Here is a 16,720-nt window from a genome sequence, read left to right as displayed (position 1 = left end):
GAGGGGATTCCGGAGGACGCTGTCGATGAAGCGAGCGAGTGAGTGACGCATTACATATATCTGGTCAGGCATGGCGAGCACCAGGATGCCGAGCACGGCCTCACCGACGGCCCGCTCTCGCCGCGAGGTCAGCGTCAGGCCGAGTTGATCGCCGATCGTCTCTCGGGGCTTCCGCTCGACGCCGTCTGGCATTCGCCCCTCCTGCGTGCGGCTGAGACGGCGCGTGCCATCGCCGAGCGACTGCCATCGGTCGATCCGGAGGCCACTGCGCTGCTGTTCGACTGCGTGCCGACCGGGATGACCGAAGAGACCCCTGCCGCGTACGAGCCCTTCTTCGGCTCGGTCACCGACGCCGAGATCGAAGCCGGACGCGCGCAGATGTTCGACGCGGTCAACGAGTTCCTGGTTCGCAAGCCGGGTGACGTGCACGAGGTGCTGATCACGCACAACTTCGTGATCTCGTGGTTCGTCCGTGAGGTGCTCGGAGCGCCGGAGTGGCGATGGATGACTCTGAACCAGGCCCATTGCGGGCTCACCGTGATCGCCCAGAAGCAGGGGCGTCCCTGGACGCTGCTGACGCACAACGACACCGGGCATCTGCCGGTGGAACTGCGCACCGGCATTCCCGATCACATGCCGGTCTGAGCCTCGGACCAATCCCCTCTGCGCTCTCGCTCGCCGCGCCGAGCGTGAGCGGTGGCAGGCTCCCGTCGAGAAATAGACTGGACGCATGACCACTCAGGTAGCTCTCGTCGGCGGGACCGGGAAGCTCGGCTCGATCATCCACGCAGTGGTGAACGAGCTCGAGGGTTTCGAGGTGAACCGAGTGCTCACCTCTCAGAGCGACCTCGCCGAGCTGGATGGAGCGGATCTCGTGATCGACGCGACCACGCCTCAGGTGAGTGTCGACGTCGTGCGAGCGGCCGTGGAGCGTGGCATCAACGTGCTCGTCGCGACCTCCGGATGGTCTGCGGAGCGCATCGCGCTGGTTCGCCCGTTGGTCGAGGACTCCGGAACAGGAATCGTCTTCATCCCGAACTTCTCGCTCGGTTCTGTGCTGGGCTCCGCGATGGCCGCGGCCGCCGCACCGTACTTCGGATCGGTCGAGATCGTCGAGGCGCACCACGAGAAGAAGGTCGATTCACCCAGCGGCACCGCCGTGCGGACGGCCGAGCTGATCGCGGCCGCGCGGGCCGAGCTGGGGCCTGTCAGCGCGCCGCACGCCGACCAGAGGGCCCGTGGCCAGCAGGTGGGCAGCGTGCCGATCCATTCCCTCCGTCGTCCCGGCGTCGTCGCCAAGCAGGAGGTCATCCTGTCGGGACCCGGCGAGTCGTTGACGTTCACGCATGACACGGTCGAGCCCGCCCTCGCGTATGCACCTGGAATCCGCATCGCCGTTCCGTTCGCGGCGACATCGACCGGTGTCGTCGTCGGACTCGAGAACATGATCGACATCGGCATCCGCTCGTGATGTCACGGATCGGCGTGGCACTCATGGCCGGGGCACTGCTGGTCTACCTCGCCGTGTGCGTCTGGCTCGCGGTGATGTTCTTCGCGGTGGGCACAACGGTCTCGATCGGGATGGGGATCGCACTGATCGTGCTGGCGCCGATCGGCGGGTGGGCGCTCGTCCGCGAGATGCAGTTCGGGTTCGGCGCGGATCGTCTCGGGCGTGAACTCGATGCTGAGGGCGGCATGCCCGAGGCCGAGAGCGAGCTCACTCCGAGTGGTCGAATCGCGCGCGCGGACGCCGGCCCGCTGATCGCACGCTATGCCGACGCGGCTGCGTCCGCGCCCGGCGATTGGCGAGCCCGTTACCGCCTCGGCGTCGTTCAGGATGCGGCAGGGCGCCGCAAAGACGCCCGCGCCAGCATCCGCGAGGCGATTCGCCTCTCTCGAGGCTGACCCGGCTCAGGCGAGTGTGGCCTCGAGCGTGATCTCGATGCCGGCCAGCGCCTGGGACACCGGGCAGCCGACCTTGGCTCCCGCGGCGATCTCCTGGAGTGCCTCCGCAGTGATGCCGGGCACCACGGCATTGACGTTGAGGTGGCTGCCGGTGATGCCCGTGCCGGGCTTGAAGGTGACCGACGCGCTGGTGTTGACGCGCTCCGGCGGCGTGCCGTTCTCGGAGAGCGCGTGAGAGAGCGCCATGCTGAAGCACGAGGCGTGAGCCGCAGCGATCAGCTCTTCCGGTGTCGTTGTGGTGTCGCTGCCCTCGCTGCGGGCCTTCCAGTTGATCGGAAAGGTGCCGAGCTTCGACGAGGAGAAGGCGACAGTGCCCGAGCCCTCCGCGAGGGATCCGGTCCAGGTGGTGGTGGCTTCACTGGTGACGGGCATGATTCCTCCGGTTCTCGCGCCGCGGGATATGCGCTCGCGTGTGAGGTCAGCCTATCGACCCGGAGCGCCCGGCGGAACCGCGCTCAGGCCGCGGAAGGCGCCCGTCCGAGGATGCCGGCACGCTGCAGAAGCAGGTAGATCTGGCAGCCGAGGCAGAACGAGAACGCGGCGTTGAGGAAGGCGGCGATGAACGCGGCGGCTGTCGCGATCGGCAGCGCCCACGGCACTCCGAGCAGGTGCAGGACGAGTCCGATCGTGACGACGAAGAGGCCCACGCCCTGCGCGAAGCGCGGAGGGCGAGGGTCCTCCAGCTCGGCGGGCGGTGCGAGCCGCGGCCGTACGAACCTGCGGAACACGACGCCCCACGGCGCCGTCGCGGGGGACAGCACGCTCCACACGAACAGCAGGGCGATCACGACCGTGAGAAGGAACGCGGGGTCGAGAGCGCGCTGTCCCGTCGACGCCGCGACGATCGCCCATGTGTCGGAGGAGGTGCCGAACGACCTCGCCGTCGAGGTGCCGATGAGGCCGAGAAAGGTGGCCGCGAGCAGCAGCACGGCTGTGATCGTGGCTGCGAAGCGGGGGCCGCGGGGATCGATACCTGCCGGTGTGGTCATCTCTGATCTGGTCCTTCCTGCCTCAGACGGACGTGAGAGCTTCGTCGAGGGCGTGGCGGTGGGGCACGCCGTGGAACCGTGCACGGACGGCTCCGGACGCGTCGACGACGAACGTCGTGGGGGTCTGCATGACCTTGTACCTCGCGGAGAGGTCGGGGCGATGCGTCAGATCCACCTCGAGATGCCGTACGTCTTCGTTCGCAGAGGCGTAACCGGTGAGCATACGCCGCACCTGCGGGCAGCGCGTGCACATCTCGGTGCTGAACTGCACGAGGGTCGCGCGAGAGCCGAGGTCGGCTGCAGCGTCGGCCGGATCGAATCGGAGATGTCCGCCGTTATGGCGCCGTCCGTCCAGGAGGCGCAGCGTGACCCCGACCGCCGCGGCGAGCACGACGAGCGCCGCAGCGATTCCGAGCGCGAGTGCGGGGGACATGCATCGAGAATACGGTCGTGCGGCGGGCGTGAGGGTCGATGTGTCGCATCGTGACGATCGGACTCGCCGTCCCTGCGCGCGGTAGTCTGGGGGACATGAGCGCAGCCGTCCCGACGCCGTACGAAGATCTGCTCCGCGACGTGCTGGAGTCCGGCACGCACAAGTCGGATCGCACCGGCACGGGGACGACCAGCGTCTTCGGCAGGCAGATCCGCTTCGACCTGTCGCAGGGCTTTCCGCTGATCACGACGAAGCGCGTGCACTTCAAGTCGATCGCCTACGAGCTGCTCTGGTTCCTCAGAGGCGATTCCAACGTGAGGTGGCTGCAGGACAACGGCGTCACGATCTGGGACGAGTGGGCGGACGCCTCGGGCGACCTCGGCCCGGTCTACGGAGTGCAGTGGCGGTCGTGGCCGACGCCCGACGGCGAGAGCATCGACCAGCTGAGCGACGTGATCGACCAGATCCGCACGTCTCCCGATTCCCGACGCCTGATCGTGTCGGCGTGGAACCCTGCGGACATCCCTGACATGGCGCTCGCTCCGTGCCACGCTCTCTTCCAGTTCTACGTCGCGGACGGCAAGCTGTCCTGTCAGCTCTATCAGCGCAGCGCCGACCTGTTCCTCGGCGTGCCCTTCAACATCGCCTCCTACGCGCTGCTGACGCTGATGGTCGCTCAGCAGGTCGGACTCGAGCCCGGCGACTTCGTCTGGACGGGCGGCGACTGCCACATCTACGACAACCACCTCGATCAGGTGCGCGAGCAGCTCAGCAGAGACGCCTATCCGTATCCGACTCTGCGTTTCGCGCGGAAGCCCGAGACGATCTCCGACTACGCCTATGACGACTTCGTCGTCGAGGGCTACCAGCACCACGCAGCGATCCGGGCGGCGGTGGCGGTGTGACCTGGGTGGGCCTGATCTGGGCCGAGGCGCACGACGGTGTGATCGGCGCCGAGGGTGGCATGCCGTGGCATGTGCCCGAGGATCTTGCGCATTTCAAGGAGATCACGTCAGGTGCCCCGGTGATCATGGGGCGCAAGACCTGGGATTCTCTCCCCGAGCGGTTCCGACCCCTGCCGGGGCGCGAGAACATCGTCATCACACGCCAGCAGGACTGGTCCGCGGTCGGCGCTCGTCGTGCGGCGTCGGTCGTCGAAGCGGTGCGGGGACAGGAGAAGGTCTGGATCATCGGCGGGGCCGAGATCTTCCGACTCGTGATCGCCGATGCCGACCGTCTCGAGGTCACCGAACTCGACCTCGATGTCGACGGCGACGCGCACGCCCCGTCCAAGGCGGGATGGCGAGTGGTCGACGAGGGGGAGTGGCAGACCTCTCGCTCGGGTGTCCGCTACCGTTTCCTCGGCTACGAGCGCTGATGCCCACCGCACTCATCACGGGGGCCAGCGCCGGGCTGGGCGTCGAGTTCGCCCGTCAGCTCGCACGTCGTCGCGCCGACCTCGTGCTCGTCGCCCGGTCGGCGGATGCTCTCGAGAACGTCGCCGCTGAGCTCCGCAGCGAGTACGGCATCGCGGTCGAGATCCTCGTGGCGGATCTCGCCGTGGCCACCGACGTCGACCGCGTCGCCGCCCGCCTCCGCGACTCCTCCGACCCGGTGGATCTGCTCATCAACAATGCCGGATTCGGCCTGCCGCTGCAGTTCGCCGACAACGACATCGACGAAGAGGTGCGGCATCTCCGCGTCCACGTCGAGGCGTCGATGCGCCTCATGCACGCTGCTCTCCAGACCATGCGCGGTCGCGGCGGCCGCATCATCAACGTCTCGTCCGTCGCCGGATTCATCTCGCGCTCGACGTACTCGGCATGCAAGGCCTGGCTCATCGGATTCAGCCGCTGGGCGAACGTCGAGTACGCCCGAGACAGGGTGAGCGTGACGGCGGTGTGCCCCGGTTTCACGCATACGTCGTTCCACGAGCGGATGGGGCTCGCACCCGGGCACGAGGGTGTTCCGGCGTTCATGTGGCTCGACGCGCGCGATGTCGTCCGTGAGGGGCTCCGAGATGCTGCGCGGGGTAAGGCCGTCTCGATCCCGTCGCTGCGCTACAAAGCCATCGTCGGCATAGCGAGCCTGCTGCCCAGTGCGCTCACCTCCGGCGTCGCCCGACGAGGTCGCGTCTGACCTGGATGCCGAGGGCGCTCCGATGCTCAGTGCACTCCGCTGATCAGCGGAATCTGCCCAGACGGATGCCTGCGTAGGCGATCGCTGCCACCGTCTCTCCATCGGTGATCCGACCGTCGGCGATCATGTCGAGCGCTTCGGAGAACGGCACCCAGATGACGGCATCGATGCCTTCTTCCGCCTGGGTGTGCGCCGAGTCGTCCGCCGGGGTCAGCCTGCGGGCGAGGAACACATGCTCCGGCGCGTGGGCTATCCCGTTCAGGGCGTTCATGGTTCCGAGCGGTGTCCACTCCGCTGCGACGAATCCCGTCTCCTCGAGCAGCTCACGCTGTGCGGCGACGAGCGGGTCCTCGCCGTCGCTCCGGCCGGCGGGCACCTCGATCGATACGCCGGTCGTGTAGCGCTCGAGCGTGACGAGACAGACGCGGTCTTCCTCATCGAGCGCGACGACGAAGACCGCCGGATGCCGCATGGTCACCACGCCGTAGATCCCCTCGCCCCCGGGTCCAGTGACCTGGTCCTCTCGCACCTCGATCCATCGGTTCTCGTACACCGTCGACGACTCGCGTGTGACCCATGCCATGGAGTCGAGCCTATGCGGATACCTAGTATCGACTGCATGGGATGGTTGTTCGGGCGCAAGCGCGACTCTGAGGACGCCAACGAGATGCTGCGCCGGTACAACGAAGCGGAGGCCGCGCGACTCGCTGCGATGACCGCCGGCGTCGCAGGGGAGACGGCGACGGGCGACAGCACTCGCGTTCCGGCGTCCTCTTCGCTGTCGGTGCCCTCGGGGTCGACAGAGTTCCTGGTCGAGGACGTCTTCACCATCACCGGACGCGGAACAGTGGCGACGGGCACGGTCACGTCTGGCGTGCTACGAGTGGATGACGACATCGTGGTGTTGCGCGACGGAGCTCCGCAGGCGCAGACGCGGATCACCGGCATTGAGATGTTCCGGAAGCACGTGAAAGAGGTGACGGCGGGAGAGCTGTCCGGTCTGGTGCTCCGCGAGAAGATCGAGCTCGCCCGCGGAGACGTCATCCGCCCGGCCTCGTCTGCGTGAGCGGCACGCGAACCGATACGCTTGGGGGCATGACGCACTCGGGCAACCCTTTCGGACAGGTTCTCGTCGCGCTCGTCACTCCGATGACGGCCGACGGTGAAGTCGATTGGCCCGCCGTCGAGAAGCACATCGATGATGTCATCACCGCCGGTGCTGACGGAATCGTCGTGACGGGAACGACCGGCGAGACCTCGACCCTCACGGACCCCGAGAAGCTCAAGCTCGTCGAGATCGGCAAGTCGGTATCGGCCGGCCGCGCCAAGATCATCACGGGTGGCGGATCCAACGAGACTGCTCACGCGATCGAGCTGTACAAGGCCAGCGAGAAGGCCGGCGCCGACGGCATCATGATCGTCACGCCGTACTACAACAAGCCCACGCAGGCCGGCATCCTGACCCACTTCCGTCTGGTGGCCGACGCCACCGACCTCCCGGTGATCCTCTACGACATCCCGGGCCGCACGGGCGTGCCGATCAAGTACGAGACCATCCTGCGACTCGCGAAGCACCCGAACATCCTCGCCGTGAAGGACGCAAAGGGCGACTTCTCCGAAGTGAGCCGCGTGCTCAACCAGACCGACCTCATGTACTTCTCCGGTGATGACGCGAATGTGCTTCCGCACCTCGCGATCGGTGCCACCGGCCTGATCGGCGTGACGGCGAACATCGCCGCGACCCCGTACCGCACGATCATCGACGCCGTGAACCGCGGCGATCTCACCACTGCGACAGCGGAGCACAAGCGCCTGGAGCCGCTGGTGCGCGCCGTCATGACACACGTGCCGGGCACGGTCGCGGCGAAGTACATCCTGCACGGACTCGGCCGAATCTCGAGCCCGCGCGTCCGTCTGCCGCTCGTCGGTCCCGAAGAGTGGGAGGCCGCCCTCATCGAGGACGAGCTCGATCTCGTGAAGGACGTTCCGGGCGCTGACTTCTCCAACTTCCGCCCCGATCGCAACGCGGCCGCGGGCGGTGCCCTGCCGAAGGTGCACGGCACGACCCGCTGACATCGGGCGCGGTGAGCCGCGTCACAACGAACGAACGGACGCGTGGAGTGTCCGACTGAGGAGACAGCATGTCCACCCCGATCGCAGAACCCGCAGCACTCGACGAGGGGACGCTGCGGGTCACCCCGCTCGGCGGACTCGGCGAGATCGGCCGCAACATGACGATCTTCGAGTTCGACGGCAAGATCCTGATCGTCGACTGCGGCGTGCTCTTCCCCGAAGAGCACCAGCCGGGCGTCGACCTGATCCTGCCCGACTTCGAACCGATCAAGGGACGCCTCGACGACATCGTCGGAGTGGTTCTGACCCACGGTCACGAGGACCACATCGGCGCAGTGCCGTACCTGCTCCGTCTGAAGAGCGACATCCCCGTCATCGGATCGGGCCTCACGCTCGCTCTCGTCGAGGCGAAGCTCAAGGAGCACCGCATCAAGGCCTTCACGCTCACCGTGAAGGAAGGGCAGCGCGAACAGGTCGGTCCGTTCGACCTCGAGTTCGTCGCGGTCAACCACTCGATCCCGGACGCGCTCGCTGTCGCGATCCGCACGCCCGCGGGCCTGGTGCTCGCCACCGGCGACTTCAAGATGGACCAGCTTCCGCTCGACGGTCGGATCACGGATCTCCGCGCGTTCGCGCGCCTCGGTGAGGAAGGAGTCGACCTGTTCCTCGTCGACTCGACCAACGCCGACGTACCCGGATTCACGCCCACCGAGCGCTCGATCGGGCCCGTGCTCGACCAGGTGATCGGCAAGGCGCCGCGCCGCGTCATCGTGGCGAGTTTCTCCAGCCACGTGCACCGCGTGCAGCAGGTTCTCGACGCGGCTCATGCGCACGGGCGCCGCGTCGCCCTGCTCGGACGCAGCATGCTGCGGAACATGACGATAGCCGAGGACCTCGGCTACCTGAAGGTGCCGAGCGGGCTGCTCATCGACTACAAGAAGGCCCGCGACCTCCCCGACGACAAGATCGTCTACATGTCCACGGGGTCGCAGGGCGAGCCGATGGCCGTGCTCAGCCGCATGGCCAACCTCGATCACGCGATCGAACCGGGCCCGGGCGACACCGTCATCCTCGCCTCGAGCCTGATCCCCGGCAACGAGAACGCCGTGTACCGCGTGATCGACGGCCTCACGAAGCTCGGCGCGAATGTCGTACACAAGGCCAACGCCAAGGTGCACGTCTCGGGGCACGCCGCTGCCGGCGAACTGATCTACTGCTATAACATCCTCAAGCCGAAGAACGTACTGCCCGTGCACGGCGAGTACCGTCACCTGATCGCGAATGCGAAGCTCGCGCAGGACACCGGTGTCGAGGAGGAGCGCACGATCATCGCCTCGAACGGCACGGTCATCGACCTCAAGGACGGCGACGCCCGCGTGGTCGGCCAGCTCGACCTCGGCTTCGTCTACGTCGACGGCTCGACCGTCGGAGCGATCACGGACGCCGACCTCAAGGACCGCCGCATCCTCGCCGAAGAGGGCTTCGTCTCCATCATCGTCGTCGTCGATGCGCAGACCGGACGGATCATCTCCGGCCCGGAGATCCACGCGCGCGGAATCGCCGAGGACGACTCGGTGTTCGACGACGTGACTCCGAAGATCATCGCGGCACTCAAGGAGGCCTCAGGCAACGGAGTCCGCGACACCCACGCGCTGTCGCAGGTCATCCGCCGCACCATCGGTCGTTGGGTCAACCAGAAGCTCCGCCGCCGCCCGATGATCGTCCCGCTGGTGATCGAGGCCTGACCTGTGGCCGCACGTTCACAGTCGAGCGACATTCGGCCGTAACGCGCGCACCGTATGCTCTGTGCATGTCGGACGCCTACTCGATCAGACCCGCCGTGCAGGCTGACGGGAGCTTTCTCGGCGACATGGTCGTCGAGGCGGCGAACTGGCGCTCGGGTGGAGCCCGGGCGCGGCATGAGATCCTGACGTCCGTCGAACACCGCAGATACCTTGCGGGATGGATGCGTCCGGCGGACGCCGGATTCATCGCCGTCGATTCAGGCGGGCAACCGATCGGCGCTGCCTGGTATCGGATGCTGGCGCAGGATGACCCGGGCTTCGGTTTCGCGGGAACGGCGGTACCCGAACTGATCATCGGTGTGCAGCCGATCTGGCGGGCGCATGGGGTCGGACGTACGCTGTTGCGTCGCCTCCTCGTCCACGCCGGCGAGCAAGGGCACGCGCGGATCAGCCTCAGCGTGGAGCGCGACAACTTCGCCCGGAGCATGTACAGGTCCGAGGGTTTCCTCGTCACGGACAGCGGACCTGCTCGTGACACGATGGTGCATCGCGTGTCGTGATGTGCTCCTGCGGGTTCCGAAGACCGCGGAAAGCCGCGTCATTGAGGGGCATTGTCGGCTGCTGGCCGTAACGTGAGAGCATGGCCAGGAGCACCACGAAATCAGCGCGCGCGTCCGACAGCGCCACGCCTCGGCCCAAGAGGCAGGCCGCGCCGAAGGCTCAGGCCGCGCCGAAGAAGTACATCGACGAACTCGACAAGCCGCCGGTGATCGTCCGCGCATGGGGCGGGATCGCTCACGCGGTGGGCGGGATCTTCCGCGCGTTCGGGCCGGAGACACTCGAGAAGGACGACCGGCGCGACGGGTTCCCCCTGCTCCTGGTGCTTCTCGCGATCGCCGGTGCGGTGAACGAATGGTTCTTCATCGGCAACGAGGTCGCGACCAACATCAGCGCATACTCGGTCGGTCTCCTGATCGGTCGAATGGCCTTCATCTTCCCCGTGCTGCTGCTGATCCTCGCGGGCTGGCTCTTCCGACACCCTTCATCCGTCCACGACAACGGGCGCATCGGCATCGGCTTCGGCCTTCTGATGATCACACTCGCAGGCTTCTGCCACGTCGCAGGGGGGCTGCCGCAGCCTCAACAGGGCATGGTCGCTCTCAGTGCCGCGGGCGGTCTGTTCGGCTGGATCATCGGGCAGCCGCTGAGCTACCTGACGACGATCCCGGCGTACATCGTGCTCTCGCTGCTGGCGATCCTCAGTGTGCTGATCCTGACGAAGACACCACCCAACCGCATCGGTCATCGTCTCGGTGACCTGTATGCGTGGATGTTCGACGCCGAGCGTGTCGAGAAGCCCGCCAAGGAATCTGCGGCGATCGATGACGCCGACAAGGTCGACGACCCCGATGTGCTGCCGTGGTGGCGACGGAACAAGACCGGTCGCGAGGAGGACCCCGACGAGGGCACCCTCGGCTCCGATGACATCACCGCGCTCCTGACCACCACCGACGCGACACCTGCGTACGATCAGGCGGTCACCGTGGTGAACCCTGCCGTCTCGTCCGACGCCGCCACCGAGGTCCTGTCCGACGTGCGGTCCGTGACCGACGCTCTCGCCGAGCAGCAGACGACCGCTCTGCTCGATGACGAATCAGACACGGGCGAGATGCCGGAGCTCCCGGGTCTCGACGGCTTCGGCACCGACGGTCCGGGCGACCGCGGACCCCAGGCGCCCGTCGCCCCCTACATCCTTCCGTCGCCCGGGGTGCTCGCCGAGGGCCCGCCGTCGGTCGCGCGGTCAGAGGCCAACGATCGCATCGTCGAGCAGATCACAAGCGTGCTCTCGCAGTTCAACGTCGACGCCAAGGTGACCGGATTCTCCCGCGGTCCGACGGTCACCCAGTACGAGGTCGAGGTCGGTCACGGCGTCAAGGTCGAGAAGATCCTCCAGCTCAGCAACAACTTCGCCTATGCGGTCGCCTCGAACGACGTGCGCATCCTGTCGCCGATCCCGGGCAAGAGTGCCATCGGGATCGAGATCCCGAACACCGACCGCGAGACCGTCGCGCTCGGCGACGTCCTCCGCTCGCAGGCCGCGCTGAAGAACACCCATCCGCTCACGATCGGCGTCGGCAAGGATGTGGGCGGCAACTTCGTCACCGCGAACCTCGCGAAGATGCCGCACCTGCTCGTGGCCGGTTCCACCGGATCCGGTAAATCGAGCTTCGTCAACTCGATGATCACGAGCCTGTTGATGCGCGCGCGGCCTTCGGACGTGCGGATGGTGCTGATCGACCCCAAGCGCGTCGAGCTCACGAGCTACGCGGGCGTGCCGCACCTCATCACCCCCATCATCACGAACCCCAAGAAGGCCGCCGAGGCGCTGCAGTGGGTCGTGAAGGAGATGGACATGCGGTACGACGACCTCGCGTCGTTCGGGTTCCGTCACATCGACGACTTCAACCGGGCGGTGCGGGCGGGAGAGGTCGAGGTCCCGGTGGGCAGCGAGCGGGTTCTCAAGCCGTACCCTTATCTGCTCGTCGTCGTCGACGAGCTCGCCGACCTGATGATGGTCGCGCCGCGTGACGTCGAGGACTCGATCGTACGTATCACCCAGCTCGCCCGTGCGTCGGGGATCCACCTGGTTCTCGCCACCCAGCGACCCAGCGTCGACGTCGTGACCGGTCTGATCAAGGCGAACGTGCCCTCGCGTCTGGCCTTCGCCGTGACCAGCGTCACGGACAGCCGCGTCATTCTCGACAGCCCCGGCGCCGACAAGCTCATCGGTCAGGGTGACGCTCTGTTCTCACCCATGGGCTCGTCGAAGCCGTTCCGCTTGCAGGGAGCGTGGGTCGACGAGAAGGAGATCGACGCGGTCGTCAAGCACGTGACCCGTCAGGCACGACCGGACTACCGCTCGGATGTGGCGGAGGCGATGGAGCCGACCAAGAAGAAAGAGGTCGACGAGGACATCGGAGACGATCTCGAGCTTCTGCTCGCCGCTGCCGAACTCATCATCTCGTCGCAGTTCGGTTCGACGTCCATGTTGCAGCGCAAGCTGCGCGTGGGCTTCGCCAAGGCCGGGCGTCTCATGGATCTGCTCGAGTCCCGGGAGATCGTCGGCCCATCCGAAGGGTCGAAGGCGCGTGACGTGCTGGCGACCGTCGAGCAGCTTCCGCAGGTGATGGCCAAGCTCCGTGGCGACGACGCGCCTGCGGCGTCGCCGGCGTCCGTTTCTCCGGCGTCCGGCGCCACGACCGGTGCGGGGGCGGCCGCGCACGATCCCGTCGAGTCCCAGTTCGAGGGACTCCCCGTCGTCGAAGCCGAGGGCGACGAAGACGCCTGGGGCCTGACGGGACGCGACTGATGGGCATTCCTCGGCAGCTGCCCAATGCGATCACGGTGGCGCGTATCCCGCTCGCCCTCGTCTTCTTCGTCCTGCTCCTGCTCGGCGGGACGTACGGCCTCGATGACATCGCGGTGCGGTGGGTCGCTGCGGTGCTCTTCATCGTCGCGATCTCCACCGACTGGGTCGACGGGTACCTCGCACGGCGTTACGAGATCGTCAGCGACTTCGGCAAGCTCTGGGACCCCATCGCCGACAAGCTTCTGACCGGGGCGGGGTTCATCGGGCTCGCTGTGCTCGCTGAACTCGACTGGTGGATCGTGATCATCATCCTCATCCGGGAGTGGGGGATCACAGTTCACAGGCTCGTGGTCGCGAAGGAGCACGTGGTCGCCGCCGCGTGGATGGGCAAGATCAAGACCGCAGTCCAGGGAGTGGCTCTCTCGTGGGCGGTTCTCCCACTGCACGTGTTCATCGGCGTCGATGCGTGGGTGCTCGTCACGCTCGTCCTGATGGTCATCGTGCTCATCCTCACCGTGGTGAGTGGCATCGACTACATCGTCGCGCAGGTGCGAGGATCTCGACAGTCATGACGGTCGCTGCCTCGGCCCTGGCCGCCCTGGCAGCACGCGGCTGGACTCTGGGTGTCGCGGAGTCCTTGACGGGTGGTGCGGTCGCCTCGGAACTCGTGGCCGTTCCCGGAGCATCCGCTGTGCTGAACGGAGCCATCGTCGCCTACGCGACACCTGTCAAGCACACTCTGCTGGGCGTCGACGACGAGCTGTTGCGTGCGCACGGGCCTGTCCATGCGGAGGTCGCAGTGCAGATGGCGGACGGTGTGCGTGATGCAGTCCGGATCGACGGTCGGCGAGCGGATGTGGGCATCGCGACCACCGGAATCGCCGGGCCCGATTCACCAGACGGGCAACCCGTCGGTACCGTGCACGTCGCGGTCGTGACCCCGGACGTCTCGCAGAGCGAGGCGTTTCTGTTCGACGGCGAGCGGACGGAGATCAGGGCGCAGGCGGTGGATGCGGTGCTGGCGCTGCTCGATCGGGTGATGCGGGAATAGTCGACGCCATCGCGTGGTTCTCGTCTATGTGCTCACACCCAAAGCACAGCGTGCAAAGGTAGGTTCTGTGAAGGTCAGTGCGACTAGACTGGCGATTCGATCGGGGTATGGCCCCGAAAGGCGATCTGGGAGGAGGTTCCGATGATTCTCGTACGGCAGGAAATCGGTGACGTGTTGAGGGACTTCCGCCTGCAGAAGGGACGCACCCTTCGTCAGGTCGCGAGCAAGGCGTCAGTGGCTCTCGGCTACCTCAGCGAGGTGGAGCGCGGACAGAAAGAGGCGTCGAGCGAGATCCTCGCATCTGTCGCCGATGCACTCGATGTCCCGATCTCCACCATCATGCGCGAGGTCGGCGACCGCATCTCGGTTCTCGAAGGAATCCAGGTGTTCCCCGACGTCGTTCCCGACGACCTCGTGGCCTCCGTCGAACCAGAGCTCTCGCTGCGCTGAGCGGCGCGGCTCTTCCTCTCTATGCGTCGAAGTGAGTTCCTTCGCGCCGTGGACGCGGAGTTCGGAGCTCGAGGCTCGTCGCTCGTCAGCGACCTCGTGCTGACCCAGCTCGGTGGTAGCACCGCAGAGGCCGCACTTGACGACGGCGTCGCTCCTCGCGACATCTGGCTGGCGCTGTGCGTCGAGGCGGATGTCCCTATCGAGCGCCGTCACGGCGCGGGTCGTCTCGAGCCGCGCCGACGCTGACGCCCTGTTCGAGACTCTCCGGGTTTCACGGACAGATCTTCGGCGTGTCGTCGAAGATGCGTTCGAACCGGGCGTAGTGTTCTGCACAAGTGGTTCAGAGGTACCGTCATCCCGACTTCCTGGATGCCAGCGACGCAATGTCGGAGGCTCCTCGTACGGTGAAGACAGGCCGAAGAGCCATACGCCTTGTCGGAGAGTTCCGCCCAACCGGGAGGACCGCGACAGCCTACAGGCGGCACCACGCGAGCATAAGGAGCACGCCATGCCATCACCCGCTGACCGCGAGAAGTCCCTCGAGACCGCCCTCGCCCAGATCGACCGTCAGTTCGGAAAGGGCTCGGTCATGCGGCTGGGCAGCGACGAGCGCGCACCCGTCGCCGTCATCCCGACCGGTTCCATCGCTCTCGACGTCGCTCTCGGCGTCGGAGGCCTCCCGCGTGGTCGCATCGTCGAGATCTACGGACCGGAGTCCTCGGGTAAGACGACTCTCACCCTGCACGCGATCGCGAACGCTCAGCGCGCCGGCGGCATCGCGGCATTCATCGATGCCGAGCACGCGCTCGATCCCGACTACGCAGCGAAGCTCGGTGTCGACATCGACGCGCTTCTCGTCTCTCAGCCCGACACGGGTGAGCAGGCTCTCGAGATCGCAGACATGCTCGTGCGTTCCGGCGCGATCGATCTGATCGTCATCGACTCCGTGGCCGCGCTCGTGCCTCGCGCCGAGATCGAAGGTGAGATGGGTGACTCGCACGTGGGTCTCCAGGCTCGACTGATGTCTCAGGCACTGCGAAAGCTCACCGGTGGGCTGAATCAGACCAACACGACGATGATCTTCATCAACCAGCTGCGCGAGAAGATCGGTGTGTTCTTCGGATCCCCTGAGACCACGGCGGGTGGAAAGGCGCTGAAGTTCTACGCGTCCGTCCGCATGGACATCCGCCGTATCGAGACTCTGAAGGACGGCACCGACGCGGTCGGAAACCGCACCAGGGTCAAGGTCGTGAAGAACAAGATGGCTCCGCCTTTCAAGCAGGCGGAGTTCGACATCCTCTACGGTGTGGGCATCTCGCGAGAGGGCAGCTTGATCGATTTCGGTGTCGAGCACGCCATCGTGAAGAAGTCGGGCTCGTGGTACACCTACGACGGCGATCAGCTCGGCCAGGGCAAGGAGAACGCGCGGTCGTTCCTCCTCAAGAACCCTGACGTCGCTCTGGCGATCGAGACGCAGATCAAGCAGAAGCTCGGTATCGGCGGGGCCGTAGCAGACGGACCTGCTGATGAGCTCGCCGAGCGTCGCCCGGCCTGATCATGGTCGATCGTGACGGCGGGAGCGAGTCCGAGCGGCTCGCTCCCATCATCCCGCTCTTCGGAGCCAAGGCATCGGCCGCGGGCTCGTCCACGACCCAGATCCGCGCAGAGGACCCTCTGGCCGATTCGGCGCAGTCGGATGCTTCTGCACCAGAGCGCCACAGCGAGTCGGCGTCCGCATCCGACCCTGCGTCGTGGCATTCGACGTGGAGCGGCGCGGCCTCTGACATGCGCCGACGTGCTCCGCGCAGCGAGTCTGCGCGAGGTGGACGTGAAGGGTCCCCGAGTGAGAGTCACCCGGCCCGTGGGGGAGGCCATTCGTCCCCGCGCCTGCGAGCGTTGGAGTTCACGGGTGAACCGGAGTCCTCAGCAGACGCCCCGAGCGTCGAGGAGCTCCGTACGTCTGCCGAAGAAGTGCTCGTTCGAAAGCTGCGCACACGCTCACTGTCGATCTCTGAAGCGCGTCTCGTGCTGCGCGGATTCGAACGGGAGGGGGTGCGTCTCGACTCTGCCCAGATCGACGACGTGCTCGACGAGTTCGGACGACGTGGATACCTCGACGACGGTGTCCTCGCTGAGCAGCTGATCACCGCGGGCGTCGAGCGCAAGGGGCAGGGGAGGGTCGCGCTCTCGCGTGCGCTTTCGCAGCGGGGCATTCCGCGCGAAGTGATCGAGTCCGCACTCTCGGAACTTCCTGACGACGATGAGGCTCGCGCCCTCGAGTTCGCGCGCACCAAGGCATCGTCGCTCGCTCGGCTCGAGCACGACACCGCACTCCGTCGTCTCATGGGCCAGCTCGCCCGACGCGGGTACAACGGCTCGGTCGCGATGTCTGCGGCGAAGACCGCTCTTGCCGAGGTCACCCGCGAGCGTCCGTCGTCGGGCGTTCGGTTCGTGGAGTCGGACTGACGGCTGCGGCGCCGGCATCGCTGCAGAGTCTCAGTTGAC

Annotated in this window: 21 protein-coding genes; 17 read left to right on the top strand and 4 right to left on the bottom strand. The window is 66.6% G+C overall.

The annotated features are described in order from the left end of the window. The first annotated feature begins 42 nt into the window (after window positions 1-42). The 3 genes from IXW21_RS10485 (at window position 43) to IXW21_RS10475 (ending at window position 1,905) form a co-directional block, all read left to right on the top strand. Window positions 43-645 (top strand): histidine phosphatase family protein, encoded by a 603-nt coding sequence (locus IXW21_RS10485; protein WP_194764202.1) that lies wholly within the window; start codon window positions 43-45, stop codon window positions 643-645. An 85-nt stretch (window positions 646-730) separates the two neighbouring features. Then, a complete protein-coding gene (gene dapB, locus IXW21_RS10480; protein WP_194764201.1) occupies window positions 731-1,471 on the top strand; it encodes a 4-hydroxy-tetrahydrodipicolinate reductase in 741 nt (246 codons plus the stop codon). Then, window positions 1,471-1,905, top strand: a complete 435-nt coding sequence (locus tag IXW21_RS10475; RefSeq protein WP_194764314.1) for a hypothetical protein — start codon at window positions 1,471-1,473, stop codon at window positions 1,903-1,905. The genes dapB and IXW21_RS10475 overlap by 1 nt, the downstream gene beginning before the upstream one ends. A gap of 6 nt (window positions 1,906-1,911) precedes the next feature. Here the strand turns inward: IXW21_RS10475 and IXW21_RS10470 are convergent, their stop codons facing one another. The 3 genes from IXW21_RS10470 to IXW21_RS10460 form a co-directional block, all read right to left on the bottom strand. Next, window positions 1,912-2,337 (bottom strand): OsmC family peroxiredoxin, encoded by a 426-nt coding sequence (locus tag IXW21_RS10470; RefSeq protein ID WP_194764200.1) that lies wholly within the window; start codon window positions 2,335-2,337, stop codon window positions 1,912-1,914. Window positions 2,338-2,420: 83 nt separating this feature from the next. Next, window positions 2,421-2,954, bottom strand: a complete 534-nt coding sequence (locus tag IXW21_RS10465; RefSeq protein WP_194764199.1) for a DUF4395 domain-containing protein — start codon at window positions 2,952-2,954, stop codon at window positions 2,421-2,423. A gap of 22 nt (window positions 2,955-2,976) precedes the next feature. Beyond that, the gene (locus IXW21_RS10460; protein ID WP_194764198.1) at window positions 2,977-3,387 is read right to left on the bottom strand and encodes a thioredoxin family protein; all 411 of its coding nucleotides are present in this window, start codon (window positions 3,385-3,387) and stop codon (window positions 2,977-2,979) included. Between the two features lie 95 nt (window positions 3,388-3,482). Between IXW21_RS10460 and IXW21_RS10455 the strand changes: the two genes are divergently transcribed. From IXW21_RS10455 to IXW21_RS10445, 3 genes are read left to right on the top strand one after another with little or no spacing between them, the layout of a single operon-like run. Continuing rightward, complete coding sequence (locus IXW21_RS10455) at window positions 3,483-4,292, top strand: thymidylate synthase (RefSeq protein WP_194764197.1); 810 nt, start codon at window positions 3,483-3,485, stop codon at window positions 4,290-4,292. Further along, entirely contained in the window at window positions 4,289-4,765 is a 477-nt protein-coding gene (locus IXW21_RS10450; protein WP_194764196.1) for a dihydrofolate reductase, read from the top strand. Before IXW21_RS10455 ends, IXW21_RS10450 begins: the two co-directional genes overlap by 4 nt. Then, window positions 4,765-5,526: an SDR family NAD(P)-dependent oxidoreductase gene (locus IXW21_RS10445; RefSeq protein ID WP_194764195.1), complete on the top strand. Its 762-nt coding sequence runs from the start codon at window positions 4,765-4,767 to the stop codon at window positions 5,524-5,526. The genes IXW21_RS10450 and IXW21_RS10445 overlap by 1 nt, the downstream gene beginning before the upstream one ends. 43 nt (window positions 5,527-5,569) lie before the next feature. On the opposite strand, the gene IXW21_RS10440 is transcribed toward IXW21_RS10445, so the two are convergent. Next, window positions 5,570-6,109, bottom strand: a complete 540-nt coding sequence (locus IXW21_RS10440; RefSeq protein ID WP_194764194.1) for an NUDIX domain-containing protein — start codon at window positions 6,107-6,109, stop codon at window positions 5,570-5,572. Between the two features lie 36 nt (window positions 6,110-6,145). Between IXW21_RS10440 and IXW21_RS10435 the strand changes: the two genes are divergently transcribed. The 11 genes from IXW21_RS10435 (at window position 6,146) to IXW21_RS18560 (ending at window position 16,681) form a co-directional block, all read left to right on the top strand. Continuing rightward, window positions 6,146-6,592: an EF-Tu/IF-2/RF-3 family GTPase gene (locus tag IXW21_RS10435; RefSeq protein ID WP_194764193.1), complete on the top strand. Its 447-nt coding sequence runs from the start codon at window positions 6,146-6,148 to the stop codon at window positions 6,590-6,592. 29 nt (window positions 6,593-6,621) lie between these two features. Next, entirely contained in the window at window positions 6,622-7,599 is a 978-nt protein-coding gene (gene dapA / locus IXW21_RS10430) for a 4-hydroxy-tetrahydrodipicolinate synthase (RefSeq protein WP_056308113.1), read from the top strand. 68 nt (window positions 7,600-7,667) lie between these two features. Next, window positions 7,668-9,344, top strand: a complete 1,677-nt coding sequence (locus tag IXW21_RS10425) for a ribonuclease J (protein WP_194764192.1) — start codon at window positions 7,668-7,670, stop codon at window positions 9,342-9,344. Window positions 9,345-9,409: 65 nt separating this feature from the next. Next, the gene (locus IXW21_RS10420; protein ID WP_194764191.1) at window positions 9,410-9,904 is read left to right on the top strand and encodes a GNAT family N-acetyltransferase; all 495 of its coding nucleotides are present in this window, start codon (window positions 9,410-9,412) and stop codon (window positions 9,902-9,904) included. A gap of 80 nt (window positions 9,905-9,984) precedes the next feature. Further along, window positions 9,985-12,714, top strand: a complete 2,730-nt coding sequence (locus tag IXW21_RS10415) for an FtsK/SpoIIIE family DNA translocase (protein WP_194764190.1) — start codon at window positions 9,985-9,987, stop codon at window positions 12,712-12,714. Then, the gene (gene pgsA / locus IXW21_RS10410; RefSeq protein WP_194764189.1) at window positions 12,714-13,286 is read left to right on the top strand and encodes a CDP-diacylglycerol--glycerol-3-phosphate 3-phosphatidyltransferase; all 573 of its coding nucleotides are present in this window, start codon (window positions 12,714-12,716) and stop codon (window positions 13,284-13,286) included. Before IXW21_RS10415 ends, pgsA begins: the two co-directional genes overlap by 1 nt. Further along, complete coding sequence (locus tag IXW21_RS10405) at window positions 13,283-13,765, top strand: CinA family protein (protein ID WP_194764188.1); 483 nt, start codon at window positions 13,283-13,285, stop codon at window positions 13,763-13,765. The genes pgsA and IXW21_RS10405 overlap by 4 nt, the downstream gene beginning before the upstream one ends. Window positions 13,766-13,906: 141 nt before the next feature. Next, on the top strand, window positions 13,907-14,215 hold the full coding sequence (locus IXW21_RS10400; protein WP_045280478.1) for a helix-turn-helix domain-containing protein: 309 nt from the start codon (window positions 13,907-13,909) through the stop codon (window positions 14,213-14,215). Between the two features lie 21 nt (window positions 14,216-14,236). Then, window positions 14,237-14,461 (top strand): DUF3046 domain-containing protein, encoded by a 225-nt coding sequence (locus IXW21_RS10395; RefSeq protein ID WP_194764187.1) that lies wholly within the window; start codon window positions 14,237-14,239, stop codon window positions 14,459-14,461. A gap of 262 nt (window positions 14,462-14,723) precedes the next feature. After that, complete coding sequence (gene recA / locus IXW21_RS10390; RefSeq protein WP_194764186.1) at window positions 14,724-15,770, top strand: recombinase RecA; 1,047 nt, start codon at window positions 14,724-14,726, stop codon at window positions 15,768-15,770. A 497-nt stretch (window positions 15,771-16,267) separates the two neighbouring features. Continuing rightward, window positions 16,268-16,681, top strand: a complete 414-nt coding sequence (locus tag IXW21_RS18560) for a regulatory protein RecX (protein WP_323742216.1) — start codon at window positions 16,268-16,270, stop codon at window positions 16,679-16,681. The last annotated feature ends 39 nt before the right edge of the window (window positions 16,682-16,720 follow it).

Origin of the sequence: Microbacterium sp. UFMG61, from assembly GCF_015354505.1 — a bacterium.
In the GTDB taxonomy this organism is placed as follows: domain Bacteria; phylum Actinomycetota; class Actinomycetes; order Actinomycetales; family Microbacteriaceae; genus Microbacterium.
Note: the sequence above shows the minus strand (reverse complement) of the source record. Positions and strands in the feature narration are given on the sequence as shown.

Excerpts from the sequence above, each read along its gene's own strand:
- dapB (WP_194764201.1), top strand. The coding sequence starts at position 731 with ATGACCACTCAGGTAGCTCTCGTCGGCGGGACCGGGAAGCTCGGCTCG.
- IXW21_RS10475 (WP_194764314.1), top strand. The coding sequence starts at position 1,471 with ATGTCACGGATCGGCGTGGCACTCATGGCCGGGGCACTGCTGGTCTAC.
- IXW21_RS10470 (WP_194764200.1), bottom strand. The coding sequence starts at position 2,337 with ATGCCCGTCACCAGTGAAGCCACCACCACCTGGACCGGATCCCTCGCG.
- IXW21_RS10465 (WP_194764199.1), bottom strand. The coding sequence starts at position 2,954 with ATGACCACACCGGCAGGTATCGATCCCCGCGGCCCCCGCTTCGCAGCC.
- IXW21_RS10460 (WP_194764198.1), bottom strand. The coding sequence starts at position 3,387 with ATGTCCCCCGCACTCGCGCTCGGAATCGCTGCGGCGCTCGTCGTGCTC.
- IXW21_RS10455 (WP_194764197.1), top strand. The coding sequence starts at position 3,483 with ATGAGCGCAGCCGTCCCGACGCCGTACGAAGATCTGCTCCGCGACGTG.
- IXW21_RS10445 (WP_194764195.1), top strand. The coding sequence starts at position 4,765 with ATGCCCACCGCACTCATCACGGGGGCCAGCGCCGGGCTGGGCGTCGAG.
- IXW21_RS10440 (WP_194764194.1), bottom strand. The coding sequence starts at position 6,109 with ATGGCATGGGTCACACGCGAGTCGTCGACGGTGTACGAGAACCGATGG.
- IXW21_RS10435 (WP_194764193.1), top strand. The coding sequence starts at position 6,146 with ATGGGATGGTTGTTCGGGCGCAAGCGCGACTCTGAGGACGCCAACGAG.
- dapA (WP_056308113.1), top strand. The coding sequence starts at position 6,622 with ATGACGCACTCGGGCAACCCTTTCGGACAGGTTCTCGTCGCGCTCGTC.
- IXW21_RS10425 (WP_194764192.1), top strand. The coding sequence starts at position 7,668 with ATGTCCACCCCGATCGCAGAACCCGCAGCACTCGACGAGGGGACGCTG.
- IXW21_RS10420 (WP_194764191.1), top strand. The coding sequence starts at position 9,410 with ATGTCGGACGCCTACTCGATCAGACCCGCCGTGCAGGCTGACGGGAGC.
- IXW21_RS10415 (WP_194764190.1), top strand. The coding sequence starts at position 9,985 with ATGGCCAGGAGCACCACGAAATCAGCGCGCGCGTCCGACAGCGCCACG.
- pgsA (WP_194764189.1), top strand. The coding sequence starts at position 12,714 with ATGGGCATTCCTCGGCAGCTGCCCAATGCGATCACGGTGGCGCGTATC.
- IXW21_RS10405 (WP_194764188.1), top strand. The coding sequence starts at position 13,283 with ATGACGGTCGCTGCCTCGGCCCTGGCCGCCCTGGCAGCACGCGGCTGG.
- IXW21_RS10400 (WP_045280478.1), top strand. The coding sequence starts at position 13,907 with ATGATTCTCGTACGGCAGGAAATCGGTGACGTGTTGAGGGACTTCCGC.
- IXW21_RS10395 (WP_194764187.1), top strand. The coding sequence starts at position 14,237 with ATGCGTCGAAGTGAGTTCCTTCGCGCCGTGGACGCGGAGTTCGGAGCT.
- recA (WP_194764186.1), top strand. The coding sequence starts at position 14,724 with ATGCCATCACCCGCTGACCGCGAGAAGTCCCTCGAGACCGCCCTCGCC.